This window comes from Comamonas nitrativorans (assembly GCF_042654765.1).
In the GTDB taxonomy this organism is placed as follows: domain Bacteria; phylum Pseudomonadota; class Gammaproteobacteria; order Burkholderiales; family Burkholderiaceae_C; genus Comamonas; species Comamonas nitrativorans.
Window position 1 is genome coordinate 59,944 of sequence record NZ_JBHSEW010000006.1, and the last position, 25,262, is coordinate 85,205.

The window sequence follows — 25,262 nt, forward strand, 5'->3', positions numbered from 1 at the left end:
GCCTTTAGGGTTGGCATTTAGTTTTTTTCGGAGTCGAAAAAATGGCAAAAGAGAAGTTCGAACGTTCCAAGCCCCACGTCAACGTGGGCACGATCGGCCACGTGGACCACGGCAAGACCACGCTGACGGCTGCTCTGGCAACGGTGCTGTCCAAGAAATTCGGCGGCGAAGCGAAAGACTACTCGCAAATCGACAATGCCCCCGAAGAAAAAGCCCGTGGCATCACCATCAACACCTCGCACGTCGAGTACGAAACCGAAGGCCGCCACTACGCCCACGTGGACTGCCCCGGCCACGCCGACTATGTGAAGAACATGATTACCGGTGCTGCCCAGATGGACGGCGCCATCCTGGTGTGCTCGGCCGCTGACGGCCCCATGCCCCAGACCCGCGAGCACATCCTGCTGGCCCGTCAGGTGGGTGTGCCCTACATCATCGTGTTCCTGAACAAGTGCGACATGGTGGACGACGAAGAGCTGCTGGAACTGGTGGAAATGGAAGTCCGCGAACTGCTGGACAAATACGAATTCCCCGGTGACGACACCCCCATCATCCGTGGTTCGGCCAAGCTGGCCCTGGAAGGTGACCAGTCCGACAAGGGCGAGCCCGCCATCCTGAAACTGGCCGAAGCCCTGGATACCTACATCCCCACGCCCGAGCGTGCTGTGGACGGTGCTTTCGCCATGCCCGTGGAAGACGTGTTCTCCATCTCTGGCCGTGGCACCGTGGTGACCGGTCGTGTCGAGCGCGGCATCATCAAGGTCGGCGAAGAAATCGAAATCGTCGGTATCAAGGACACCCAGAAGACCACCGTCACCGGCGTGGAAATGTTCCGCAAGCTGCTGGATCAAGGCCAGGCTGGCGACAACGTCGGTCTGCTGCTGCGCGGCACCAAGCGTGAAGACGTGGAACGCGGCCAAGTGCTGTGCAAACCCGGCTCCATCAAGCCCCACACCGAATTCACCGCCGAGGTGTACGTGCTGTCCAAGGACGAAGGTGGTCGTCACACTCCGTTCTTCAACAACTACCGTCCCCAGTTCTACTTCCGTACCACGGACGTGACCGGCTCGATCGAACTGCCTGCTGACAAGGAAATGGTCATGCCTGGCGACAACGTGTCGATCACCGTGAAGCTGATCGCACCGATCGCTATGGAAGAAGGTCTGCGCTTTGCTATCCGCGAGGGTGGCCGCACTGTGGGCGCTGGCGTGGTTGCCAAGGTTATTGCTTGATTTCAGGGTTTAGGGGTATAGCTCAATTGGCAGAGCGTCGGTCTCCAAAACCGAAGGTTGTAGGTTCGATTCCTACTGCCCCTGCCACCACTTAAGTGGTAAGCACTCCAAGCCCGCCCCAATCGGCGGGCTTCGGTGTCTATAGGCTGCATGAATGCGGCAGCAAAAGTTAAATATGGCTACATCGCAAGTTGAAACAGTAAGCTCCGGCGCAGATAAGGCAAAGCTGGCCGCAGCCATTCTTTTGGTGGTTGCGGCTATTGCTGGTTTCTATACCCTTTCCAAGCAAGGTGCCTTGGTGCAGTGGGGTGTGCTTTTGATTGGGGTGGCCGCTGCGGTTGCAGTGTTTTTGATTTCCGAGCCTGGCAGGCAGCTGGTTGGTTTTTCCAAGGATTCGGTAAAAGAAGTCAAAAAGGTTGTTTGGCCGACACGCAAAGAGAGTGTGCAGATGACGCTCTACGTTTTTGCGTTTGCCGTGGTCATGGCGCTGTTTCTGTGGCTGACAGATCAAACGTTGGAATGGGTCTTGTACGGCCTGATCCTGGGATGGAGAGGCTAATGTCGGATGTAATTCAAAAGCCCCAAGAGGTGGGCACCCCGGCAAATCCAGATATGCGCTGGTACATCGTCCACGCCTACTCTGGAATGGAAAAGGCCGTCGAGCGCAATATCACCGAACGGATTGCGCGGGCCGGTATGCAAGGCAAATTTGGCCGTATTCTGGTGCCTACCGAAGAAGTGGTCGAGATGCGCAACGGCAAGCGCAAAACGACAGAGCGCCGTTTGTTCCCGGGCTATGTTTTTGTTGAAATGGTCATGGAGGACGATACCTGGCACCTGGTCAAGCACACCAGCAAGGTGACCGGTTTTGTCGGTGGTGCCAAGAATCGTCCGGCACCGATCTCGGAAGCAGAGATTCAAAAAATCGTTGATCAGGTTCAGGAAGGCTCCGAAAAACCTCGCCACAAAATCGAATTCATGGTCGGGGAGCTGGTGCGTGTCAAGGAAGGTCCGTTCACCGACTTCAATGGCACTGTCGAAGAAGTCAATTACGAGAAAAGCCGCTTGCGTGTTTCGGTGGCGATCTTCGGCCGTTCCACTCCCGTTGAGCTGGAATTTGCCCAAGTGGAAAAAACCTGATTCTGGAATCTTTCAGCGCCAGACTGCCCGGCTGGGCGGTTTGGCGCTGTTGGTTTGCACGTATTTCGGACTTGCGTGTTGAAAAAAAAGTCCCCACCCCGGGGAGCTTCTGGCACACAGTGTGCCAGGGCGTTAACCCGTAAGGAGCTTTAATATGGCGAAAAAAATCGTCGGCTTCATCAAGCTGCAAGTGCCAGCTGGTAAGGCCAATCCTTCCCCTCCGATCGGTCCTGCGCTGGGTCAGCGCGGTCTGAACATCATGGAATTCTGCAAGGCGTTCAACGCTCAGACGCAGGGTGTCGAACCCGGTCTGCCGCTGCCCGTGGTGATCACTGCCTTTGCAGATAAAAGCTTTACTTTCGTCATCAAGTCGCCCCCGGCGGCTGTGCTGATCAAGAAGGCTGCCAAGCTGGACAAGGGTTCGGCCAATCCCTTGAAGGTCAAGGTTGGCAAGGTGACCCGCGAGCAGTTGGAAGAAATTGCCAAGACCAAGCTCAAGGACATGACCGCTGCCGACATGGACGCCGCCGTGCGTACGCTGGCAGGTTCGGCCCGTTCGATGGGTGTGATTGTGGAGGGTGTGTGACATGGCCAAATTGACCAAAAAGCAAAAAGCCCTCCAGGGTAAAGTGGATGCAACCCGCCTGTACCCCTTCGCCGAAGCCGTGGCTTTGGTGAAAGAGGCTGCTACCGCCAAGTTCGATGAGTCCATCGACGTGGCTGTGCAACTGGGCGTGGATTCGCGCAAGTCTGATCAGGTCGTGCGCGGCGCTGTGGTGCTGCCCAACGGCACGGGCAAAACTACCCGTGTTGCCGTGTTCGCACAGGGAGCCAAGGCCGAAGAAGCCAAGGCCGCTGGTGCCGACATCGTTGGCATGGATGAGCTGGCAGCCATGGTCAAGGCAGGCGACATGCCTTTCGACGTGGTGATCGCTGCCCCCGATGCAATGCGCGTGGTCGGTACCCTGGGCCAGATCCTCGGCCCCCGTGGCCTGATGCCCAACCCCAAGGTGGGTACGGTGACGCCCGATGTGGCAACTGCCGTGAAGAACGCCAAGGCGGGTCAGGTGCAGTTCCGCGTGGACAAGGCCGGTATTGTGCATAGCACCATTGGCCGTCGTTCGTTCGACGATGCCAAGCTGCAGGGCAACTTGGTGGCGTTGATTGAAGCGCTGAACAAGGCAAAACCTGCAACCAGCAAAGGTTTGTACCTGCGCAAGGTGGCCCTTTCCTCCACCATGGGGGTGGGTGTTCGCGTGGATGCCCAGACCATCGCAGCGTAATTTGCTAGAATCCTCGGTTCTCTGAAAAGAGGGCTGAGTGTGGTGGGCTGTGCATTGACTTTTTAGTCGGTGCGCAGGCCATCCAAGACCGCTGGTGTGCCGGGGCAATCCGGCACTTAATGTTTGCGCCAGCGTAGATGGCGAACCCGCTGCAGATGGAATTTTCCTTCCACAGTTGGTCGCTGCAAACCCAAGAGCGCGTATGGACGATTTTTCGGAAATACGCATACGAAGGAGTAGACCTTGAGTCTGAATCGCAGTGAGAAAGAAGCGGTCATCAATGAAGTGACCAGCCTCGCCGCTAAAGCTCAAACGCTTGTGATCGCGGAATACCGCGGCATCACGGTCGCCGATATGACCAAACTGCGTGCCGATGCCCGCAGCAAGGGTGTGAGCCTGAGCGTGTTGAAAAACACCCTGGCCCGCCGTGCTGTGGCTGGCAGCCAGTTTGACGTGGTGGCCGAGCAGATGACCGGTCCGCTGGTCTATGGCTTCTCTGAAGACGCAGTGGCTGCCGCCAAGGTGGTGGCCGATTTCGCGAAAACCAACGACAAGCTGGTGATTCGCGGTGGTGCGTTTGCAGGCAAGGCCCTGGACGTCAATGGCGTGAAAGAGCTGGCAAACATCCCCTCCAAAGACGTGCTGCTGGCGCAATTGTGCGGCCTGCTCATGTCCCCCATCTCCCGCACCGCTGTGGTGCTGGGCGCTTTGGCGGCCAAAAAGGGCGAAGGCGAAACGGCTGCTGCTTAAAAGGCGCAGCGCAACTTATACCGACACTATTTGTTAGGAAATCAAAATGGCATTCGATAAAGACGCATTCTTGACCGCCCTGGACGGCATGACCGTTCTGGAACTGAACGACCTGGTCAAGGCAATTGAAGAGAAATTCGGCGTGAGCGCTGCTGCCATGGCCGCTCCTGCTGCTGCCGGCGCTGGTGCTGGCGCTGCTGCCGCTGAAGAGAAGACCGAGTTCGACGTTGTGCTGCAAGAAGCCGGCGCCAACAAGGTGGCCGTGATTAAGGCCGTGCGCGAAATCACCGGCCTGGGCCTGAAGGAAGCCAAGGATCTGGTCGATGGCGCTCCCAAGACCGTGAAGGAAGCCGCTCCCAAGGCTGACGCCGAAGCCGCTGTGAAGAAGCTGGTGGAAGCCGGTGCCAAGGCTGAACTCAAGTAATTGAGGTCTTTCTCCTGAGGCTGGAGTGCCCGCAAGGGCCTCCAGCCTTTGGTGCCTGTGCAATATGCGTTAGAGCACACCAGAAAAACCAGCGTGCTGGGTTTTCTCGTGTCTTCTGACAACCCGACAGCAGAAGATACCTTGGCTCGGGCGATGTGCAATGCATCGCCGTCCGCCATTGGTTGGTAGTGGCCAACCGCCAAGCCGGCAAAAGTAGCGTCCACTTTTGCCGGGCAGTGTCGCCCTAGACCCAGGACTCATGTCTTTGCCCGGAGATCTCATGGCCTATTCTTACACCGAACGCAAGCGGATTCGCAAAAGCTTCGGCAGCCGCGATAGCGTGCTCGCAGTGCCTTACCTGCTACAGATGCAAAAAGATGCGTACACCGCCTTTTTGCAAAAAGACGTAGCCCCCAAAAAACGTGCTGATGAGGGCCTGCAAGCCGCCTTCAATGCGGCTTTCCCCATTGTTTCGCACAATGGTTTCGTCGAGATGAAGTTTGTCGAGTACAACCTCGCCAAACCCGCTTTTGACGTGCGCGAGTGCCAGACCCGTGGTTTGACCTTCTCGTCGGCCGTGCGTGCCAAGGTACAACTGATCATTTACGACCGTGAATCGTCGACCAGCCAGAACAAGGTGGTCAAAGAGGTCAAGGAGCAAGAGGTCTACATGGGCGAAGTGCCCCTGATGACCGACAAGGGTTCTTTCATCGTGAACGGCACCGAGCGCGTGATCGTCTCGCAGCTACACCGTTCGCCCGGCGTGTTCTTCGAGCATGACAAGGGCAAGACCCACAGCTCGGGCAAGCTGCTGTTCAGCGCCCGCATCATTCCCTACCGCGGCTCCTGGCTGGACTTCGAGTTCGACCCCAAGGACCTGCTCTACTTCCGCGTCGACCGTCGCCGCAAGATGCCGGTGTCGATTTTGCTCAAGGCCATTGGCATGAATCCCGAGCAAATCCTGGCGCACTTCTTCGTCAATGACAACTTCCGCCTGATGGATTCGGGCGCCCAAATGGAGTTTGTCGCCGATCGCCTGAAAGGCGAAGTGGCCCGCTTCGACATCGCCGACAAGGCCGGCAAGGTCGTCGTTGCCAAGGACAAGCGCATTACGGCCCGCCATACGCGCGAGCTGGAGCAGTCCGGCACCAAGTTCATCAGCGTGCCGGAGGACTTCCTGCTGGGCCGTGTGCTGGCCAAGAACGTGGTCGATGCCGATACCGGCGAAATCCTGGCCAAGGCCAACGAAGAGCTGACCGAAACCCTGCTCAAGAAAATGCGCTCGGCCCACATCGTGGACGTGCAGTGCATCCATACCAACGAGCTGGACCAGGGCGCTTACATCTCGCAGACTCTGCGCACCGACGAAACCGTGGACGAGACGGCTGCCCGCGTGGCCATCTATCGCATGATGCGCCCCGGCGAGCCGCCCACCGAGGACGCCGTGCAGGCCCTGTTCCAGCGCCTGTTCTACAACCCGGATACCTACGACCTGTCGCGCGTGGGCCGCATGAAGTTCAACGCCCGCGTGGGCCGCGATGAATCCACCGGCGCCATGGTGCTGTCCAACGAGGACATCCTGGCCGTGGTGAAAATTCTGGTCGACCTGCGCAACGGCAAGGGCCAGGTGGACGACATCGATCACCTGGGCAACCGCCGCGTGCGCTGCGTGGGCGAACTGGCCGAGAACCAGTACCGCACCGGCCTGGCACGTATCGAGAAGGCCGTGAAGGAGCGTCTGGGCCAGGCCGAGCAAGAGCCTTTGATGCCGCACGACCTCATCAACAGCAAGCCGATCTCGGCGGCGCTGAAAGAGTTCTTCGGCGCTTCGCAGCTGTCGCAGTTCATGGACCAGACCAACCCGCTGGCCGAAATCACCCACAAGCGCCGCGTTTCGGCCCTGGGCCCGGGCGGTTTGACGCGCGAGCGTGCCGGCTTCGAGGTGCGTGACGTGCACGTCACCCACTATGGCCGCGTCTGCCCGATCGAAACGCCGGAAGGCCCGAACATCGGCCTGATCAACTCGCTGTCGCTGTACGCCCGCCTGAACGAGTACGGCTTCATCGAAACCCCGTACCGCCGCGTGGTGGACGGCAAGGTGACGATGGAGATCGATTACCTGTCGGCCATCGAGGAAGGCAAGTACATCATCGCCCAGGCCAACGCCGAACTGGACGCCGAAGGCCGTCTGGTGGGCGATCTGGTGTCGGCCCGTGAAGAAGGCGAATCCACCCTGCTGTCGCCCGAGCGCGTGCAGTACATGGACGTGTCGCCGGCGCAGATCGTGTCGGTGGCCGCTTCGCTGATTCCCTTCCTGGAGCACGACGACGCCAACCGCGCATTGATGGGCGCCAACATGTCGCGCCAGGCCGTGCCTGTGCTGCGTCCGGAAAAACCGATGGTCGGCACCGGCATCGAGCGCGTGGCCGCGATCGACTCGGGCACCGTGGTCACGGCCAATCGCGGCGGCGTGGTGGATTATGTGGACGCCACCCGCATCGTGGTGCGCGTGCATGACGACGAAGCCGTGGCCGGCGAAGTGGGCGTGGACATCTACAACCTCATCAAGTACCAGCGTTCCAACCAGAACACCAACATCCACCAGCGTCCCATCGTCAAGAAGGGCGACGTGCTGGCCAAGGGGGACGTGATTGCCGACGGCGCTTCGACCGACCTGGGCGAGATCGCCATCGGCCAGAACATGCTGATCGCCTTCATGCCCTGGAACGGCTACAACTTCGAGGACTCGATCCTGATCTCCGAGAAGGTCGTGGCCGAAGACCGCTACACCTCGATCCACATCGAGGAACTGGTGGTGATGGCCCGCGACACCAAGCTGGGCGCCGAGGAAATCACCCGCGACATCCCGAACCTGAGCGAAACCCAGCTCAACCGCCTGGACGAGTCCGGCATCATCTACGTCGGCGCCGAAGTGCAGCCCGGCGACGTGCTGGTCGGCAAGGTCACGCCCAAGGGCGAAACCACGCTGACGCCCGAAGAGAAGCTGCTGCGTGCCATCTTCGGCGAGAAGGCTTCGGACGTGAAGGACACCTCGCTGCGTGTCGATCAGGGTTCGTCCGGCACCGTCATCGACGTGCAGGTGTTCACCCGCGAAGGCATCCAGCGCGACAAGCGTGCCCAGCAGATCATCGACGATGAACTCAAGCGCTTCCGCCTCGACCTGAACGACCAGCTGCGCATCGTCGAGGCCGACGCCTTCGACCGGATCGAGAAGCTGCTCACCGGCAAGAAAGCCAACGGCGGCCCGCAAAAGCTGGCCAAGGGTGCGACCATCGACAAGGATTACCTGGCCGGTGTGGAGAAATTCCACTGGTTCGACATCCGCCCTGCCGACGAGGTGGTGGCCGCGCAACTCGAATCCATGAAGAACGCGATGGAGCAGACGCGCCATAGCTTCGACCTGGCTTTCGAGGAAAAACGCAAGAAGCTCACGCAAGGCGACGAGCTGCCCGCAGGCGTGCTGAAGATGGTCAAGGTCTACCTGGCCGTCAAGCGCCACCTGCAGCCCGGCGACAAGATGGCCGGCCGCCACGGTAACAAGGGCGTGGTGTCCAAGATCGTGCCGGTGGAAGACATGCCTTACCTGGCCGACGGCACCACGGCCGACATCGTGCTGAACCCGCTGGGCGTGCCCTCGCGGATGAACATCGGGCAGGTGCTGGAAGTCCACCTGGGCTGGGCCGGCAAGGGCCTGGGTCAGCGCATCGGCGACATGTTGCAGCAGGAAGCCAAGGCGGCCGAAGTGCGCAAGTTCATGGAAGAGATCTACAGCGCCCGGGGCCGTGCCCAGGACTTTGCCGACATGACGGACAGCGAAGTGCTGGCCATGGCGCAGAACCTGAAAGAGGGCGTGCCCTTTGCCTCGCCCGTGTTCGACGGCGCTTCGGAAGCCGAGATCAAGGACATGCTGAAACTTGCCTACCCGGACGACCTGAAAGAGCGCAAGGGCCTGACCGATTCGCGCACCCAGGCTTACCTGTTCGACGGCCGCACGGGCGAGCGCTTCGAGCGCCCGACCACCATCGGCTACATGCACTACCTGAAGCTGCACCACCTGGTCGACGACAAGATGCACGCCCGCTCTACCGGCCCGTACTCGCTGGTCACGCAGCAGCCGCTGGGCGGCAAGGCCCAGTTCGGCGGCCAGCGTTTCGGGGAGATGGAAGTGTGGGCGCTGGAAGCCTACGGCGCCGCCTACGTGTTGCAGGAAATGCTCACCGTCAAGTCCGACGACGTGCAGGGCCGTACCAAGGTGTACGAGTCCATCGTCAAGGGCGAACACTCGATCGAGGCCGGGATGCCGGAGTCGTTCAACGTGCTGGTCAAGGAAATCCGTTCCCTGGGCCTGGACATCGAGCTGGAACGCTCCTGAGTTTTATTTGAAAAGATGAGCGTTTTCCGCTGATGAACAAACGATTTGCGATACAAAACTATCGCAAATCGTTATGAATCAAGCGGTAGCAACTATAGTTTTTGAAAGAGGGAAAGAGTTCTATGAAATCGCTACTCGACCTGTTCAAGCAATTCACGCCGGATGAGCATTTCGATGCCATCAAGATCGGCCTGGCTTCGCCCGAGAAAATCCGTTCCTGGTCTTTCGGTGAAGTGAAAAAGCCCGAGACGATCAACTACCGCACCTTCAAGCCCGAACGCGACGGCCTGTTCTGCGCCAAGATTTTTGGCCCGATCAAGGATTACGAGTGCCTGTGCGGCAAGTACAAGCGCCTGAAGCACCGTGGCGTGATCTGCGAGAAGTGCGGCGTGGAAGTGACGCAGACCAAGGTGCGCCGCGACCGCATGGGCCACATCGACCTGGCCGCGCCCTGCGCCCACATCTGGTTCCTGAAATCCCTGCCTTCGCGCCTGGGCCTGGTGCTGGACATGACGCTGCGCGACATCGAGCGCGTGCTGTACTTTGAAGCCTACGTGGTGACCGACCCCGGCATGACCCCGCTGAAAAAATTCAGCATCATGAGCGAGGACGACTACGACGCCAAGTGCGAGGAATTCGGCTACGACGAGTTCACCGCCAAGATGGGCGCCGAAGGCATCAAGGAGCTGCTGGAAGGCATCGACCTGGATTCCGAAATCGAGCGCCTGCGCGGCGACCTGACCGGCTCGGAAGCCAAGGTCAAGAAAAACGCCAAGCGCCTGAAAGTGCTGGAAGCGTTCAAGAAATCCGGCATCAAGCCCGAATGGATGGTGCTGGACGTGCTACCCGTGCTGCCGCCCGACCTGCGCCCGCTGGTGCCGCTGGACGGCGGCCGTTTCGCCACGTCCGACCTGAACGATCTGTACCGCCGCGTCATCAACCGCAACAGCCGCCTGCGCCGCCTGCTGGAGCTGAAAGCGCCGGAAATCATCGCCCGCAACGAAAAGCGCATGTTGCAGGAAGCCGTCGATTCGCTGCTGGACAACGGCCGCCGTGGCAAGGCCATGACGGGCGCGAACAAGCGTGCCCTGAAGTCCCTGGCCGACATGATCAAGGGCAAGGGTGGCCGCTTCCGCCAGAACCTGCTGGGCAAGCGCGTGGACTACTCGGGCCGTTCGGTGATTACCGTGGGCCCGTACCTGAAACTGCACCAGTGCGGCCTGCCCAAGCTGATGGCGCTGGAACTGTTCAAGCCCTTCATCTTCGCCCAGCTGGAGCAGCGCGGCATTGCCACCACCATCAAGGCGGCCAAGAAAGAAGTGGAAACCGGCACGCCGGTGGTCTGGGACATCCTGGAAGAGGTCATCAAAGAACACCCCATCATGCTCAACCGTGCGCCGACGCTGCACCGCTTGGGCATCCAGGCGTTCGAGCCGATCCTGATCGAAGGCAAGGCCATCCAGCTGCACCCGCTGGTCTGCGCGGCGTTCAACGCCGACTTCGACGGTGACCAGATGGCCGTCCACGTCCCCCTGTCGGTGGAAGCGCAGATGGAAGCGCGGGCGCTGATGCTGGCCTCGAACAACGTGCTGTTCCCGGCTTCGGGCGAACCCTCCATCGTGCCCTCGCAGGACGTGGTGCTGGGCCTGTACCACGCCACCCGCGACAAGATCAACGGCAAGGGCGAAGGCATGGTCTTCACCGACGTGGCCGAAGTGCAACGCGCCCTGGATGCGGGCGAGGTGGAGCTGCACACCCGGATCAGCGTGCGCCTGACCGAGTGGGTCAAGGACAAGGTCACGCGCGAGTTCGTGGCGCAGACCGCTCTGGTCGAGACCACCGTGGGCCGTGCGCTGCTGTCGGAAATCCTGCCCAGGGGCCTGGCGTTCAGCAACCTGAACAAGGCGCTGAAGAAGAAGGAAATCTCCAAGCTCATCAACGCCTCGTTCCGCCAGTGCGGTCTGAAGGACACCGTGGTGTTTGCCGACAAGCTGCTGCAAAACGGCTTCCGTCTGGCGACCCGCGCCGGTTTCTCCGTGGCCATCGACGACATGCTGGTGCCGCCGCAGAAGACCGACATCCTGGCCCGCGCCGAAGCCGAGGTCAAAGAGATCGAGCAGCAGTACGTCTCGGGTCTGGTGACGGCGGGCGAGCGCTACAACAAGGTGGTGGACATCTGGGGCAAGGCCGGCGACGACGTGTCCAAGGTGATGATGGACCAGCTCAAGGTGCAGAAAACCACCGACCGCCACGGCAAGGAAGTCGATCAGGAGTCGTTCAACGCCATCTACATGATGGCCGACTCGGGCGCCCGGGGTTCCGCTGCGCAGATTCGCCAGCTGGCCGGTATGCGGGGCCTGATGGCCAAGCCCGACGGCTCGATCATCGAGACGCCCATCACCGCGAACTTCCGCGAGGGGCTGAACGTGTTGCAGTACTTCATCTCCACCCACGGTGCGCGTAAGGGTCTGGCCGACACGGCGTTGAAAACCGCCAACTCGGGTTACCTGACGCGCCGTCTGGTGGACGTGACGCAGGATCTGGTCGTGACCGAAAACGACTGCGGCACCTCCAACGGCACCGTGATGCGGGCCATCGTCGAGGGCGGCGAGGTGATCGAATCCCTGCGCGACCGCGTGCTGGGCCGCACCACCGCCGAAGACCTGCTGCACCCGGAAAACCAGGAGCTGCTGCTGCCTGCCGGCACCCTGCTGAGCGAGTTCATCCTCGACGAGCTGGAAGCCAAGGGTGTGGACGAAATCAAGGTGCGCACCGCGCTGACCTGCGAAACCCGCTATGGCCTGTGCGCCAAGTGCTATGGCCGCGACCTGGGCCGTGGCGGTCTGGTGAACCTGGGCGAAGCCGTGGGCGTGATCGCCGCGCAGTCCATCGGCGAACCCGGCACGCAGCTGACCATGCGGACGTTCCACATCGGCGGTGCGGCTTCGCGTGCGGCCGTGGCCTCCAGCGTGGAAGCCAAGTCCAACGGCGTGATCGGCTTCAACGCCACCATGCGCTATGTGACCAACACCAAGGGCGAGCTGGTGGTGATTTCGCGCTCCGGCGAGATCGTCATTTCCGACAATGGCCGCGAGCGCGAACGCCACAAGGTGCCTTACGGCGCCGTGCTGACGGTCAAGCCCGACGAGGCCATCAAGGCCGGCACCATCCTGGCCCAGTGGGATCCGCTGACCCGCCCCATCATCACCGAGTACGCCGGTACGGCCAAGTTCGAGAACATCGAAGAAGGCCTCACGGTTGCCAAGCAGGTGGACGATGTGACCGGCCTCTCCACCCTGGTGGTGATCGACCCGAAACGCCGTGGCTCGGCCAAGGTGGTGCGTCCGCTGGTGCGCCTGATCGACGCCGACGGCCAGGAAGTGAAGATTCCCGGCACCGAGCTGCCCGTGGCTATCGGCTTTCAGGTCGGCGCCCTGATCCAGGTGCGCGACGGCCAGGAAGTCGGCCCCGGCGAAGTGCTGGCCCGTATCCCCGTGGAAGGCCAGAAGACCCGCGACATTACCGGCGGTCTGCCCCGCGTGGCCGAACTGTTCGAAGCCCGTACGCCCAAGGACAAGGGCACGCTGGCCGAGCAGACCGGCACGGTGTCCTTCGGCAAGGAAACCAAGGGCAAGGTGCGCCTGCAGATCACCGACCCGGACGGCCACGTCTGGGAAGAGCTGATCCCCAAGGAAAAGAACATCCTGGTGCACGAAGGCCAGGTGGTGAACAAGGGCGAACTGGTGGTGGACGGCCCGGCCGACCCGCAGGACATCCTGCGCCTGCTGGGCATCGAGGAACTGGCCCGCTACATCGTCGACGAAGTGCAGGACGTGTACCGCTTGCAAGGCGTGAAGATCAACGACAAGCACATCGAGGTGATCGTGCGCCAGATGCTGCGCCGCGTGATCGTGGAGAACCCGGGCGAAACCGGCTACATCCAGGGCGAGCAGGTCGAGCGTTCGGAAATCCTCAACACCAACGAGGCCGCGCAGCGCGAGGGCAAGCTCCCGGCGACCTACTCCAACATCCTGCTGGGGATTACCAAGGCGTCGCTGTCCACCGACAGCTTCATCTCGGCCGCTTCCTTCCAGGAAACCACCCGCGTGCTGACCGAGGCGGCCATCATGGGCAAGCGCGACGAGCTGCGTGGCCTGAAGGAGAACGTCATCGTCGGCCGCCTGATCCCCGCCGGTACGGGTCTGGCCTACCACCAGGCCCGCAAGGCCAAGGACCAGATGGACGAGGCCGAGCGCCGCGCCATCGCCGAAGCCGAGGAGGCCGAACTGGCTGCTGCCGTGTCGGCAGACGATGTGCAGGACGCGGCTGAATAAGCCCGCTTGAGCTGCTTACATTGCAGCTTTTGGCACCCCCGGTAGGTTTGCGCTTGCCGGGGGTGTTTGTTTTTTCTTTGCCGTTCGCTTTCAAGCTATCAAATAAGGTGCTTGTACCGCTGATATTCAAAAGGTTTTAGATAGAAATCATTCTGAAATCCTTTTTTTATCGTCGGTAGCAGCTATTTTTATTCATGAATCCTTCTTCTCCCCCCGCCAAAGGCCCGGCCTTGCACCAGCAACTGCTGCTGGTGGCCCAGGCGCTGCAACAGGTGCAGGCCGGGCAATCGACCACCACGGTGCTGGAACACACCGCCCCGGCCGCCCGGGCCGGGGTGCAGGCGCTGCTGTTCCAGGTGCTGCGCTCCCTGGGGCGGGCCCAGGCGCTGCGGGTGCAACTGGCGCCCAAGGCGCCAGCGGGCAAGGCCGATGCGTTGCTGTGTACGGCCCTGGCGCTGTTGTGGGATGCGGCGCAGGCGCCGTACACCGCCTTCACCCTGGTCAATCAGACCGTGCAGGCCGCCCGCGTGGGCGGGATGGAACGCCAGGCCGGATTCATCAACGCCTGCCTGCGCCGCTTTCTGCGCGAGCAGGACGCCCTGATTGCCGCCACCGATGCCGATGCGCAGGCCCGCTACAACCATCCCCATTGGTGGATCAAGAAATTACAGGAGCAGTACCCGAACGATTGGGAACGCATCCTGGATGAAAACAACCGCCATGCGCCGATGGCCCTGCGGGTGCAGCTACAAAAGATAAGCCAGTCGGACTATCTGGCCCTGCTGGCGCAGGCCGGGATAGCCGCCCGCCCGTTTGGCCCGCAAGGGATCGAACTGGGCCAGCCGCAGCCGGTGCAGGCGTTGCCGGGCTTCGCCCAGGGGCTGGTCTCGGTGCAGGATGGCGCGGCCCAACTCGCTGCGCCCCTGCTGTTGCGGGACTGGCAGATTCCCCCCGGCGCCAACATCCTGGATGCCTGCGCCGCCCCGGGCGGTAAAACGGCGCATCTGCTGGAGCTGCTCCCGCCCGGACAGGCCCAGGTGCTGGCGCTGGAGGTGGACGCCCGGCGCAGCCAGCGTATCCACCAGACGCTGGAGCGGCTGAACCTGTCCGCCCAGGTGATCGTGGCCGATGCCGCCGAGCCGGCCCGGTGGCTGCCCCGCCCGGGGATGCAGTTCGATGCCATCCTGCTGGATGCGCCTTGCTCGGCCTCGGGCATCGTGCGCCGCCACCCGGACGTGCGCTGGCTGCGCCGCCACAGCGACATTGCGCAACTGGCGGCCCTGCAGGCGCGGCTGCTGGATGTGTTGTGGGCGCAGCTCAAGCCCGGTGGCCGGATGGTGTATTGCACCTGCTCGGTGTTCCATGAAGAAGGGCTGGGACAAATCGAGGCGTTTGTTGCACGCAACAAAACGGTGGATTGGCAGCCTTCTCCCGGACATTTGCTGCCCGGCGCCGGTACGGTGGCGGACAATCCGGCCGGTGACCATGATGGATTCTTCTACGCCCTGCTGCTCAAAAAAGCCTAGCGCCAGCGCCGTCCACCAACCCCATCGCCGCCGCTTGCTGGTGGCGCTGGGGTGTTGCAGCGTGGGCGCCCTGGCGGCCTGGATGCCTATGGCGCAGGCCGAGGAAGCTGTCGATATCCCTGTCACCGCGCTGGAGGCTGAAACAGCCTTGCGCCTGGACGGCGGCGTGCTTCTGCAACAGGAGTCGGGCGACTTGCTGCTCAGTACCGACGTGCAGTGGCAACTGCCCGTGGCCGTCGAGCAGGCTCTGCGCAAAGGGGTGGCGGTGCATTTCATCGCCGATGTGCGCCTGCTGCGCAAGCGCTGGTACTGGAGCGACCAGCTCTTGCTGTCCGCCACCCGCTATTACCGCCTGAGCTACCAGGTTCTGACCCACCGCTGGCGCCTGCACCAGGGCAGCCATCCGTTCAATGGCCTGGGGCTGCGGGCCGAGGCCCTGGGCAGTTCGTATGCCAGTCTGGAAGATGCCGTGCAGGCGTTGCAGCACTGGGTGCGCTGGCGCATCGGGGCGCGGCAGGCGCTGCCGGCGCAGGGGCCGGTGGTCTTGCAGTTGCGCTTTCGCATCGACCTGTCGCAACTGCCCAAGCCCCTGCAAATTGGAGTTTTTGGCCGTTCGGACTGGAATTTGCTGGTGCAGCAGGAGCAGCCCTTTGCCCTGGAGCAGTTGTGACCGAAGCGCAGGAGCATGATGAACGGCGGGCCCAGCGGCTGCGCAAGTCCGCCCGCTGGATTCTGGGCATAGGCTCTGCCGTGATGGCGGCCCTGGGGCTGGTGCTGCTCTTTTTGCTGACGCTGGCGACCAATAATCGGCAGCTTTACGAGGACTACTACGTCTGGCTCTTCGGGCTGAACGTGCTGGTGGCCGGCTTGCTGTTTGCCGTGCTGCTGTGGATGGCGATGCGGCTGCTGCTGCGCTGGCGCCAGCGCAAGTTCGGCAGCCGCCTGTTGCTGAAGCTGGCCACGATCTTTGCTCTGGTGGGGGTGCTGCCGGGGGCACTGATTTACGTGGTGTCCTACCAGTTCGTTTCCCGCTCCATCGAAAGCTGGTTCGATATCAAGGTCGAAGGGGCGCTTACGGCCGGGGTGAATCTGGCCAGCGTCACCCTGGATGCCATGGCCAACGACATGGCCAACAACACCCGCAACGCCAGCGCCCAGCTGGCCGATGTCTCGGACGCCGGTGCGGGACTGGTGCTGGAGCGGATGCGTGACCAGCTTGGTGCCTCCGATCTGGTGCTCTGGAACAGTGCCGGGGTGGTCGTTGCCGCAGCGGGTGCGTCGTTGCTGGAGCTGGCCCCGGAGCGCCCCAGCGCCCAGGTGCTGCGCACCCTGCGGGCCAGTCAGCGCCCGGTGACCACCATCGAAGGCCTGGATGACGACTTCGGGGTCGGGGGCACCGTCGATCTCAGTCAGGTGCGGGTGCGCGTCCTGGTCACCGTGCCGAATGCCCGCTTGGGCCTGCTGGCGGACAACCGCTTCCTGCAAGCCACCATTGCCTTGCCCGCCCCTCTGGTCAGCAATGCCTTGGCCGTGCAGGAAGCCCACCGCGAATACCAGGAGCGCTCGCTGGCCCGCCAGGGCCTGCGGCGCATGTACATCGGCACCCTGACGCTGAGCCTTTTCCTCGCCGTATTTGGCGCCGTGCTGCTGGCGGTATTGTTCGGCAACCATCTGGCCCAGCCCTTGCTGCTGCTGGCCCAGGGCGTGCGGGACGTGGCCCGGGGCGATCTGACGCCCAAGGCCGTCTCCCTGGCGCGGGACGAGGTCGGCGGGCTGACCCGCTCTTTTGCGCTCATGACCCAGCAGCTCCTGGAGGCGCGTACCGCCGTCGATCGCGGGGTGGAGGAAATCCAGGCGGCCCGTACCAATTTGCAGACCATTCTGGACAACCTGACGGCCGGGGTGCTGGTGCTGGACACCCGGTGGCGGATCGTCATCGGCAACCCGGGCGCAGCCCATATCCTGCGTTGCAACCTGTCGGCCCATTGCGGCCAGGAGCTGGGGCAGATGCCTGCCCTGGCCGGTTTTGCCGCCATGGTCGAGGAGCAGTTTGCGCAGTTTCTGGAAGCCCGCCAGGCGGGCGTCGCCCATCCACGCTGGCAGCAGGTATTCGAATTTCTGGCCCAGCCGCTGGCAGCCGAGGCGGCAGGCGAGGTGCCGCAGGACAAAATCACCCTGGTCGTGCGCGGGGCGCTGCTGCCCCACGATCAGCGGCTGGTGGTGTTTGACGATATTTCGGAAATCGTCTCGGCCCAGCGCTCCAAGGCCTGGGCCGAGGTGGCCCGGCGCGTGGCTCACGAAATCAAAAATCCCCTGACTCCGATTCAACTCTCCGCAGAGCGGCTGGCCCTGAAACTGGCGGGCAAGCTTCCGCCGACCGAAGAGGCGCTCCTGCACAAATCGGTCAAGACCATCGTCGATCAGGTCGCCGCCATGCTGCGGCTGGTCAATGAGTTTCGCGATTACGCCCGCCTGCCGCCGGCCCAGCTGCAGCCGGTGGATGTCAATGCCCTGGTGCAGGATGTCTTGCAGCTCTATAAGGAGGAGGGCGTGCTGGTGCCGGTGCAGCAGGAGCTGGATGCGCAATGCCCGTTGATCGCCGCCGATGCCCAGCAACTGCGCCAGGTGCTGCACAACCTGGTGCAAAACGCCCAGGACGCCAGCTTGCAGCGTGCGCAAATGGAGGGGCTGGTCCCCACGCCTGTCATCCTCAGCACCCATTGGAACGCTGCCACGCGCAGGGTGCGCATCACCGTTGCCGATGGCGGCTGTGGCTTCCCCGAGGCACTGCTGCAACGCGCCTTCGAGCCCTACGTCACGACCAAACCCAAAGGAACCGGGCTGGGGCTGGCCGTCGTGAAAAAAATCGCCGATGAACACGGTGCCCGCATCGATTTATCCAACCGCATCGAAAACGGTGTCGTGCAAGGGGCGCAAGTGTCGCTATCATTTGCCCTTGATCAGGGCCCAGGGCAGCCGTGAGAGGGCGGCTGACCGCGTGCGACAACTATTTTCTTAGAGACATGGCAAACATACTGGTGGTAGACGATGAGCTCGGCATCCGAGACTTGTTACTGGAAATACTGAACGACGAAGGCCACAGCGTAGACGTGGCCGAGAACGCAACACAGGCACGTGCTGCGCGGGCCTCCCATTTGTATGACCTGGTGTTGCTGGATATCTGGATGCCGGATACCGATGGCGTATCCCTCCTGAAAGAATGGGCCTCGTCCGGGTTGCTGACCATGCCCGTCATCATGATGAGTGGCCATGCCACCATTGAAACCGCCGTCGAGGCCACCCGCATTGGCGCTCACTCCTTTCTGGAAAAGCCCATTACCCTGCAAAAACTGCTCAAGGCCGTTGAGCAGGGGCTTGCCAGCCGCCCCCAGGCTGCTCCCCGCGCTGCGGGCGGAAATGCTCCTCAGGCTCTCGTCAAGGGTGTCGGCGAAGAGTTCTCGGGCAGTTTCACTGAAGTCCAGCTCCATGCGCACCAGGGATTTGATCTGGATCGCCCCCTGCGCGAGGCCCGCGATGGATTTGAACGGGCTTATTTCGAGTTTCACCTGGCCCGCGAGGGCGGGTCCATGACCCGGGTGGCAGAAAAGACCGGCCTGGAGCGAACCCACCTGTATCGAAAACTGCGGCAACTGGGGGTCGATCTGGGACGAGGGCGTAAAAATTAAGAAAACTCTGCTTTTTGAGAAAAAAGTGAAAAATCTGATCTACAATACCAGCTTCAACGCAAGTGCAAGCTTGTATTGGCCCGGTAGCTCAGTTGGTAGAGCAGCGGATTGAAAATCCGCGTGTCGGCGGTTCGATCCCGTCCCAGGCCACCAGATTCAAAACCCTGTTGCATGTAAATGCAGCGGGGTTTTTTACTTTGGTATGCAGGATGGGGTCATTGACTTGACAAGTGAAATGCTTGTTGTCACAATGACGGGCTTCGCATCTAAAGTGCGAAGAAGTATCTGCCCAGCGGGAAGTCTTTCGGAATGGTCCGGGAGATGGACGACGGGCCCAAGACTGACCGGCTGCAAGTTCAGCCCTTGAGAAGACTCTGGGGCTGTCCGTAACTGCTGGAGCAAGTTGGGAATATTGAAATGATCCAAACAGAATCTCGGTTAGAGGTTGCCGATAACACCGGCGCGAAGTCTGTCCAGTGCATCAAGGTGCTGGGTGGTTCTCATCGTCGCTATGCCAGTGTTGGTGACATCATCAAGGTGAGCATCAAGGAAGCCGCTCCGCGTGGTCGCGTCAAAAAAGGTGACGTGTACAGCGCTGTAGTGGTTCGTACTGCCAAGGGTATCCGTCGTGCAGACGGCTCCCTGGTCAAGTTCGACTCTAATGCCGCCGTGCTGTTGAACGCCAAACTGGAACCCATCGGTACCCGTATTTTTGGCCCCGTGACACGTGAACTGCGTACCGAAAAGTTCATGAAGATCGTGTCTCTGGCACCTGAAGTTCTCTAAAGGAAACACCATGAACAAGATTCGCAAAGGCGACGAAGTCATCGTGTTGACCGGTCGTGACAAAGGTAAGCGTGGCGTTGTGAGCCTGCGCAAGGATGAGTCCCGCGTCGTCGTGGAAGGCATCAACCTGGTGAAGAAACACGTCAAGCCCAACCCCATGAAGGGCACCAACGGCGGTATCGTGGAAAAGGCCATGCCTATCCACCAATCCAACGTGGCGATCTTCAATGCCGCTACGGGCAAGGCTGACCGCGTGGGCATCAAGGTGAACGCCGACGGCACACGTGTTCGCGTGTTCAAGTCCAATGGCGCTGAAATCAAGGCTGCCTAAGGAGCAACACATGGCACGACTGCAAAAACTCTATCGCGAAAAAATCGCGGCTGAACTGAAAGAAAAGTTTGGCTACACCTCCGCTATGGAAGTGCCCCGTCTGAGCAAAATCACCCTGAACATGGGTGTGGGCGAAGCCGTGGCCGACAAGAAGGTGCTGGACCACGCCGTGGCTGACCTGACCAAAATTGCTGGTCAAAAGCCCGTGGTGACCAAGGCCAAGAAAGCTATCGCTGGTTTCAAAATCCGTGAAGGCCAGGCTATTGGCTGCATGGTGACCCTGCGCGGTGTTCAGATGTATGAATTCCTGGATCGTTTCGTCACCGTGGCCCTGCCCCGCGTGCGTGACTTCCGTGGTATTTCTGGCCGCTCGTTCGATGGGCGCGGCAACTACAACGTTGGCGTCAAAGAACAGATCATCTTCCCTGAAATCGAATACGACAAAGTGGATGCTCTGCGTGGTCTGAACATCAGCATCACGACGACGGCGAAGACGGACGATGAGTGCAAGGCACTGCTCTCCGCATTCAAATTCCCCTTCAAGAACTGAGGTGGCGCATGGCTAAGAAAGCACTGATCGAGCGCGAACTCAAGCGCGAAAAACTGGCTGCCAAATACGCTGCCAAATACGCAGAACTGAAGGCAACTGCTGGCGATGCCAAGCGTAGCGACGAAGAGCGCGATGCTGCCCGCCTGGCTCTGCAAAAACTGCCCCGCAACGCCAATCCGACGCGTCAGCGTGCACGTTGCGAAATCACGGGTCGTCCTCGTGGCACTTTCCGTCAATTCGGTCTGGGTCGCATCAAGATTCGTGAACTGGCCTTTGCTGGTGACATCCCCGGTGTTACCAAAGCCAGCTGGTAAGCAAGTAGGAGAAATAAGATGAGCATGAGTGATCCTATCGCCGACTTGCTGACCCGCATCCGCAACGCCCAAATGGTGTCGAAAGCCACTGTGGCAGCCCCCGCCTCCAAAGTGAAGGTGGCCATTGCCCAGGTGCTGAAGGATGAAGGCTATATCGACGGTTTTGAAGTCAAGACCGACGAAGGCAAGTCTGAACTGGTGATTAGCCTGAAGTACTACGCCGGTCGCCCTGTGATCGAGCGTATCGAGCGCGTTAGCCGTCCTGGCCTGCGCGTGTACAAAGGCCGTCACGCAATCCCTCAGGTCATGAACGGCCTGGGCGTGGCCATTGTCACCACCCCCAAGGGTGTGATGACTGATCGCAAAGCACGTGCTACCGGCGTCGGTGGCGAAGTGCTGTGCTATGTGGCCTAACGAGCATTGAAGGAGTAATACTGAAATGTCTCGCGTAGCAAAAGCAAATATCGCCATTCCCGCTGGTGTGGAAGTGGCTCTGAACGCTGGCTCCATCAAGGTCAAAGGCAAGGGCGGTGATCTGACCCTGGCCGTGCATCCTTTGGTGAACATCAGCAACAACGACGGCAAGCTGTCCTTTGTGCCCGCCAACGATTCCCGTGATGCGGACGCACTGGCCGGTACTTTCCGCCAGTTGGTCAACAACATGGTCAAGGGCGTCACGGAAGGCTTCGAGAAGAAACTGACCCTGATTGGCGTGGGCTTTAAGGCTGCAGCCTCTGGCAGCAAGCTCAATCTGAACGTGGGTTTTTCGCACCCCGTGGATTTTGAGATGCCTGCTGGCGTCACCGTGGCCTGCCCTTCGCCGACTGAAATCGTGATCAAGGGTGCCGATCGTCAGGTGGTTGGTCAACTGGCCGCTGATATCCGTGCCGTTCGTCCTCCCGAGCCTTACAAGGGCAAGGGCATCCGTTATACGGGTGAGAAGGTCACGATCAAAGAGACCAAGAAGAAGTAAGGAGCTGCATGATGTTGAACAAAAAAGAACAGCGTCTGCGCCGTGCTCGCCAAACCCGCATCCGTATTGCCCAGCAAGGGGTTGCGCGTTTGAGCGTCAATCGTACCAATACGCATATTTACGCTTGCGTTGTTTCTGGCTGCGGCACCAAGGTGCTGGCTTCGGCCTCTACCGTCGAAGCCGAAGTGCGTGCCCAACTGGGCGCGGCTGGCAAAGGCGGCAACGTGGCTGCTGCAACCCTGATCGGCAAGCGCATTGCCGAAAAGGCTAAGGCTGCTGGCGTCGAGAAGGTGGCGTTTGATCGTGCTGGTTTTGCATTCCACGGCCGCGTCAAGGCCCTGGCAGAAGCCGCTCGTGAAGCGGGTCTGCAGTTCTAAGCGGAGCGGATAGAAATGGCAAAATTTTCCCCTAAAGTGCAAGACGAAGGTCGTGACGACGGTTTGCGCGAAAAGATGATCGCGGTAAATCGCGTCACCAAGGTTGTCAAAGGCGGTCGTATCCTCGGCTTTGCTGCGTTGACCGTGGTTGGCGATGGTGATGGCCGTGTCGGCATGGGCAAAGGCAAATCCAAGGAAGTGCCCGCTGCCGTGCAAAAAGGCATGGAAGAGTCGCGTCGCAATCTGGTGAAAGTGTCGTTGAAAGACGGCACCATCCACCACAGCGTGACCGGCCACCACGGTGCAGCCCGCGTGGAACTGCACCCCGCTCCCAAGGGTACCGGCATCATCGCTGGTGGCCCGATGCGTGCCGTTTTCGAAGTGGTTGGTATTACCGACATCGTGGCCAAGAGCCATGGCACTTCGAACCCCTACAACATGGTGCGTGCTACTTTCGACGCACTGAAGAACGGCAATACACCGGCTGAGATCGCTGCCAAGCGTGGCAAGTCGGTCGAAGACCTGTTCGCTTGATTGGAGTGGCGTAATGTCTACACAACAAACCATCAAGGTGCAGCTGGTTCGGAGTCCCATTGGTACCAAAGAGTCGCACCGTGCGACTGTTCGTGGCCTGGGTCTGCGCAAGCTCAATAGCGTCAGCGAATTGCAGGACACGCCTGCAGTGCGCGGCATGATCAACAAAATCGCCTATTTGGTGAAGGTTCTGTAAAGGATTGATGATGGAACTCAATAGCATCAAACCCGCAGAAGGCGCCAAACACGCTAAACGTCGCGTTGGCCGTGGCATCGGTTCTGGCCTGGGTAAAACCGCTGGCCGTGGCCATAAAGGCCAGAAGTCGCGCTCGGGTGGCTACCACAAGGTGGGTTTCGAAGGCGGTCAAATGCCTTTGCAGCGTCGCCTGCCCAAGCGTGGCTTCAAGTCTGCTTCCCTCAAGTTCAATGCCGAGGTGACTCTGCGTGCGCTTGAACAGCTCGGCGCAGCTGAGGTGGATGTGGCGACTCTGAAGCAAGCCGGCTTGGTACCGGCCTTGGCCCAGGTGGTCAAGGTTATCAAGTGTGGCGAAATCACCAAGGCTGTGAAGTTGTCTGGTATCGGTGCAACCGCCGGCGCCAAGGCTGCTATCGAAGCCGCAGGCGGCGCTGTCGCCTGATATCACTGAAAGAAGGCATCCGTGGCTACTAGCGCAGCTCAAATGGCAAAAACCGACAAATTTGGCGATTTGCGTCGTCGTTTGGTTTTTCTGTTGCTTGCGCTGGTCGTGTACCGCATCGGGGCACATATCCCCGTGCCGGGCATCGACCCAGCGCAATTGCAGCAGCTGTTCAATGGCCAGCAGGGCATTCTCAACCTGTTCAACATGTTCTCGGGTGGGGCGCTGGAGCGCTTCACAGTGTTTGCTTTGGGGATCATGCCGTACATCTCGGCATCGATCATCATGCAGCTCATGACCTATGTGGTACCGATGTTTGAGCAGCTCAAGAAAGAGGGTGAGGCAGGTCGCCGTAAGGTGACCCAGTACACCCGCTATGGCACTTTGGGCCTGGCGCTCTTTCAATCGTTGGGGATTGCGGTTGCTTTGGAAAGTCAGCAGGGATTGGTACTCGCTCCGGGATTCGGCTTTCGCATGACAGCGGTGGTCAGTCTGACGGCAGGGACCATGTTCCTGATGTGGCTGGGCGAGCAGATCACCGAGCGTGGTCTGGGTAACGGTATTTCCATCTTGATCTTTGCTGGTATCGCCGCAGGCCTGCCCAGCTCGATTGGTGGATTGCTGGAACTGGTTCGTACCGGCGCCATGGGCATTCCGGTCGCCATCTTCATTGTTCTTGTTGTGGCAGCAGTGACGTACTTCGTCGTGTTTGTCGAGCGAGGACAGCGCAAGATTTTGGTGAATTACGCACGCCGCCAAGTCGGCAACAAAGTGTATGGTGGGCAGTCTTCGCATCTGCCGCTGAAGCTGAACATGGCCGGGGTGATCCCTCCCATCTTCGCTTCCTCCATCATCCTGCTGCCTGCTACAGCGGTGAATTGGTTCAGTGGTTCCGGTGAAAGCTGGTTGTCGCGCACGTTGAAGGACATTGCAAGCACGTTGACCCCTGGTCAGCCGATTTATGTGATGTTCTACGCAGCCGCAATCGTCTTTTTCTGCTTCTTCTATACGGCACTCGTGTTCAACAGCCGCGAGACCGCCGATAATCTGAAGAAGAGCGGTGCTTTCATTCCCGGGATTCGTCCTGGGGACAATACGGCCCGCTACATTGACAAGATTCTGGTGCGTTTGACACTGGCTGGTGCGGTTTACATCACCTTTGTGTGTCTGTTGCCGGAGTTCCTGATCCTCAAGTACAACGTTCCGTTCTACTTCGGGGGGACATCGCTGCTGATTATTGTGGTGGTGACGATGGACTTCATGGCTCAGGTGCAGAACTACATGATGAGCCAGCAGTACGAATCCTTGCTGAAGAAGGCCAACTTTAAAACGGCTCTTTGAGAGAGCCCCTCTTGCTTTGTTGACAGGTGCAAGAGGCCATGAACAGATAGATGAGCGCTGACACCGCTTCCTGAAGAGCAGACGTAGGTCTCGATGGAAGTGTTGTGCCGGATGTAAAGTTTTAGGAGAAAGAAATGAAAGTTTCGGCTTCGGTCAAAAAAATCTGCCGTAACTGCAAGATCATTCGCCGCCACGGTGTGGTACGGGTGATTTGCACGGATCAGCGCCATAAGCAGCGCCAAGGTTGATTAAAGGTATCAGAGGACATATATGGCTCGTATAGCTGGCATTAACATCCCGCCGCACAAGCACGCTGAGATCGGCCTGACTGCTATTTATGGCATCGGTCGTCCCACAGCTCGCAAAATCTGCGAAGCATGCGGTATCGAATACTCCAAGAAAGTCAAGGACTTGACGGACGCCGATCTGGAAAAGATCCGCGACCAGCTCAATGGCATGACTCTGGAAGGCGACCTGCGTCGTGAAACGACCATGAACATCAAGCGTTTGATGGACATTGGTTGCTACCGCGGTTTCCGTCATCGTCGTGGTCTGCCCATGCGCGGTCAGCGCACTCGCACCAATGCACGTACCCGCAAAGGTCCGCGCAAAGGCGCCGTGACCCTGAAGAAATAAGATTGAGAGTTACT

The 25,262-nt window shown here is 60.3% G+C and carries 26 protein-coding genes and 2 tRNA genes; all 28 read left to right on the plus strand.

From position 1 onward, the window contains the following. Positions 1 to 41: 41 nt before the first annotated feature. The 28 genes from tuf (at position 42) to rpsM (ending at position 25,248) form a co-directional block, all read left to right on the plus strand. Positions 42 to 1,232: an elongation factor Tu gene (gene tuf / locus ACFO3A_RS08040; protein WP_377725436.1), complete on the plus strand. Its 1,191-nt coding sequence runs from the start codon at positions 42 to 44 to the stop codon at positions 1,230 to 1,232. Between the two features lie 11 nt (positions 1,233 to 1,243). Next, positions 1,244 to 1,319 (plus strand) — tRNA-Trp (locus ACFO3A_RS08045). A gap of 88 nt (positions 1,320 to 1,407) precedes the next feature. Then, entirely contained in the window at positions 1,408 to 1,791 is a 384-nt protein-coding gene (gene secE / locus ACFO3A_RS08050; RefSeq protein WP_377725494.1) for a preprotein translocase subunit SecE, read from the plus strand. Continuing rightward, positions 1,791 to 2,372 carry a transcription termination/antitermination protein NusG gene (gene nusG, locus ACFO3A_RS08055; RefSeq protein WP_377725496.1) on the plus strand — a complete coding sequence of 194 codons (582 nt, stop codon included), beginning with the start codon at positions 1,791 to 1,793 and terminating at the stop codon, positions 2,370 to 2,372. Before secE ends, nusG begins: the two co-directional genes overlap by 1 nt. A 154-nt stretch (positions 2,373 to 2,526) precedes the next feature. Next, complete coding sequence (gene rplK / locus ACFO3A_RS08060) at positions 2,527 to 2,958, plus strand: 50S ribosomal protein L11 (protein WP_377725498.1); 432 nt, start codon at positions 2,527 to 2,529, stop codon at positions 2,956 to 2,958. 1 nt (position 2,959) lies between these two features. Next, on the plus strand, positions 2,960 to 3,655 hold the full coding sequence (gene rplA / locus ACFO3A_RS08065) for a 50S ribosomal protein L1 (RefSeq protein WP_377725500.1): 696 nt from the start codon (positions 2,960 to 2,962) through the stop codon (positions 3,653 to 3,655). 243 nt (positions 3,656 to 3,898) lie between these two features. Next, positions 3,899 to 4,405 (plus strand): 50S ribosomal protein L10, encoded by a 507-nt coding sequence (rplJ, locus tag ACFO3A_RS08070; protein ID WP_377725502.1) that lies wholly within the window; start codon positions 3,899 to 3,901, stop codon positions 4,403 to 4,405. A 46-nt stretch (positions 4,406 to 4,451) separates the two neighbouring features. Then, complete coding sequence (rplL, locus tag ACFO3A_RS08075) at positions 4,452 to 4,829, plus strand: 50S ribosomal protein L7/L12 (RefSeq protein ID WP_377725503.1); 378 nt, start codon at positions 4,452 to 4,454, stop codon at positions 4,827 to 4,829. 280 nt (positions 4,830 to 5,109) lie between these two features. Further along, positions 5,110 to 9,222 (plus strand): DNA-directed RNA polymerase subunit beta, encoded by a 4,113-nt coding sequence (rpoB, locus tag ACFO3A_RS08080; protein ID WP_377725504.1) that lies wholly within the window; start codon positions 5,110 to 5,112, stop codon positions 9,220 to 9,222. Between the two features lie 122 nt (positions 9,223 to 9,344). Continuing rightward, a complete protein-coding gene (gene rpoC / locus ACFO3A_RS08085; protein ID WP_377725506.1) occupies positions 9,345 to 13,556 on the plus strand; it encodes a DNA-directed RNA polymerase subunit beta' in 4,212 nt (1,403 codons plus the stop codon). 194 nt (positions 13,557 to 13,750) lie between these two features. Further along, the gene (rsmB, locus tag ACFO3A_RS08090; protein ID WP_377725507.1) at positions 13,751 to 15,082 is read left to right on the plus strand and encodes a 16S rRNA (cytosine(967)-C(5))-methyltransferase RsmB; all 1,332 of its coding nucleotides are present in this window, start codon (positions 13,751 to 13,753) and stop codon (positions 15,080 to 15,082) included. Then, the gene (locus ACFO3A_RS08095; protein WP_377725508.1) at positions 15,042 to 15,752 is read left to right on the plus strand and encodes a DUF4390 domain-containing protein; all 711 of its coding nucleotides are present in this window, start codon (positions 15,042 to 15,044) and stop codon (positions 15,750 to 15,752) included. The genes rsmB and ACFO3A_RS08095 overlap by 41 nt, the downstream gene beginning before the upstream one ends. Beyond that, the gene (locus ACFO3A_RS08100) at positions 15,749 to 18,064 is read left to right on the plus strand and encodes a sensor histidine kinase (RefSeq protein WP_377725509.1); all 2,316 of its coding nucleotides are present in this window, start codon (positions 15,749 to 15,751) and stop codon (positions 18,062 to 18,064) included. The genes ACFO3A_RS08095 and ACFO3A_RS08100 overlap by 4 nt, the downstream gene beginning before the upstream one ends. Before the next feature lie 41 nt (positions 18,065 to 18,105). Then, on the plus strand, positions 18,106 to 18,768 hold the full coding sequence (locus ACFO3A_RS08105; RefSeq protein ID WP_377725511.1) for a response regulator: 663 nt from the start codon (positions 18,106 to 18,108) through the stop codon (positions 18,766 to 18,768). A 77-nt stretch (positions 18,769 to 18,845) separates the two neighbouring features. Next, a tRNA-Phe gene (locus tag ACFO3A_RS08110) sits at positions 18,846 to 18,921 on the plus strand. A 264-nt stretch (positions 18,922 to 19,185) separates the two neighbouring features. Further along, positions 19,186 to 19,554, plus strand: a complete 369-nt coding sequence (rplN, locus tag ACFO3A_RS08115) for a 50S ribosomal protein L14 (protein WP_207574351.1) — start codon at positions 19,186 to 19,188, stop codon at positions 19,552 to 19,554. Between the two features lie 10 nt (positions 19,555 to 19,564). Further along, a complete protein-coding gene (gene rplX / locus ACFO3A_RS08120) occupies positions 19,565 to 19,885 on the plus strand; it encodes a 50S ribosomal protein L24 (RefSeq protein ID WP_377725513.1) in 321 nt (106 codons plus the stop codon). A 10-nt stretch (positions 19,886 to 19,895) separates the two neighbouring features. Beyond that, a complete protein-coding gene (gene rplE, locus ACFO3A_RS08125) occupies positions 19,896 to 20,435 on the plus strand; it encodes a 50S ribosomal protein L5 (RefSeq protein WP_377725514.1) in 540 nt (179 codons plus the stop codon). An 8-nt stretch (positions 20,436 to 20,443) separates the two neighbouring features. Further along, positions 20,444 to 20,749: a 30S ribosomal protein S14 gene (rpsN, locus tag ACFO3A_RS08130; RefSeq protein ID WP_377725517.1), complete on the plus strand. Its 306-nt coding sequence runs from the start codon at positions 20,444 to 20,446 to the stop codon at positions 20,747 to 20,749. A gap of 18 nt (positions 20,750 to 20,767) precedes the next feature. Then, a complete protein-coding gene (gene rpsH, locus ACFO3A_RS08135; RefSeq protein WP_377725519.1) occupies positions 20,768 to 21,163 on the plus strand; it encodes a 30S ribosomal protein S8 in 396 nt (131 codons plus the stop codon). Positions 21,164 to 21,188: 25 nt separating this feature from the next. Beyond that, positions 21,189 to 21,722, plus strand: coding sequence for a 50S ribosomal protein L6 (gene rplF / locus ACFO3A_RS08140; RefSeq protein ID WP_377725521.1), 534 nt, complete (start codon positions 21,189 to 21,191; stop codon positions 21,720 to 21,722). Between the two features lie 11 nt (positions 21,723 to 21,733). Further along, on the plus strand, positions 21,734 to 22,099 hold the full coding sequence (gene rplR / locus ACFO3A_RS08145) for a 50S ribosomal protein L18 (protein ID WP_377725739.1): 366 nt from the start codon (positions 21,734 to 21,736) through the stop codon (positions 22,097 to 22,099). Between the two features lie 15 nt (positions 22,100 to 22,114). Continuing rightward, positions 22,115 to 22,633, plus strand: coding sequence for a 30S ribosomal protein S5 (gene rpsE / locus ACFO3A_RS08150; protein WP_377725522.1), 519 nt, complete (start codon positions 22,115 to 22,117; stop codon positions 22,631 to 22,633). A gap of 13 nt (positions 22,634 to 22,646) precedes the next feature. Further along, on the plus strand, positions 22,647 to 22,829 hold the full coding sequence (gene rpmD / locus ACFO3A_RS08155; protein ID WP_054065037.1) for a 50S ribosomal protein L30: 183 nt from the start codon (positions 22,647 to 22,649) through the stop codon (positions 22,827 to 22,829). 10 nt (positions 22,830 to 22,839) lie between these two features. After that, the gene (gene rplO / locus ACFO3A_RS08160; protein WP_377725740.1) at positions 22,840 to 23,271 is read left to right on the plus strand and encodes a 50S ribosomal protein L15; all 432 of its coding nucleotides are present in this window, start codon (positions 22,840 to 22,842) and stop codon (positions 23,269 to 23,271) included. A 21-nt stretch (positions 23,272 to 23,292) separates the two neighbouring features. Beyond that, positions 23,293 to 24,612 carry a preprotein translocase subunit SecY gene (secY, locus tag ACFO3A_RS08165; RefSeq protein ID WP_377725524.1) on the plus strand — a complete coding sequence of 440 codons (1,320 nt, stop codon included), beginning with the start codon at positions 23,293 to 23,295 and terminating at the stop codon, positions 24,610 to 24,612. Positions 24,613 to 24,746: 134 nt separating this feature from the next. Further along, a complete protein-coding gene (rpmJ, locus tag ACFO3A_RS08170) occupies positions 24,747 to 24,860 on the plus strand; it encodes a 50S ribosomal protein L36 (protein ID WP_207574359.1) in 114 nt (37 codons plus the stop codon). Between the two features lie 22 nt (positions 24,861 to 24,882). Next, positions 24,883 to 25,248 (plus strand): 30S ribosomal protein S13, encoded by a 366-nt coding sequence (rpsM, locus tag ACFO3A_RS08175; RefSeq protein ID WP_377725525.1) that lies wholly within the window; start codon positions 24,883 to 24,885, stop codon positions 25,246 to 25,248. Positions 25,249 to 25,262 lie beyond the last annotated feature (14 nt).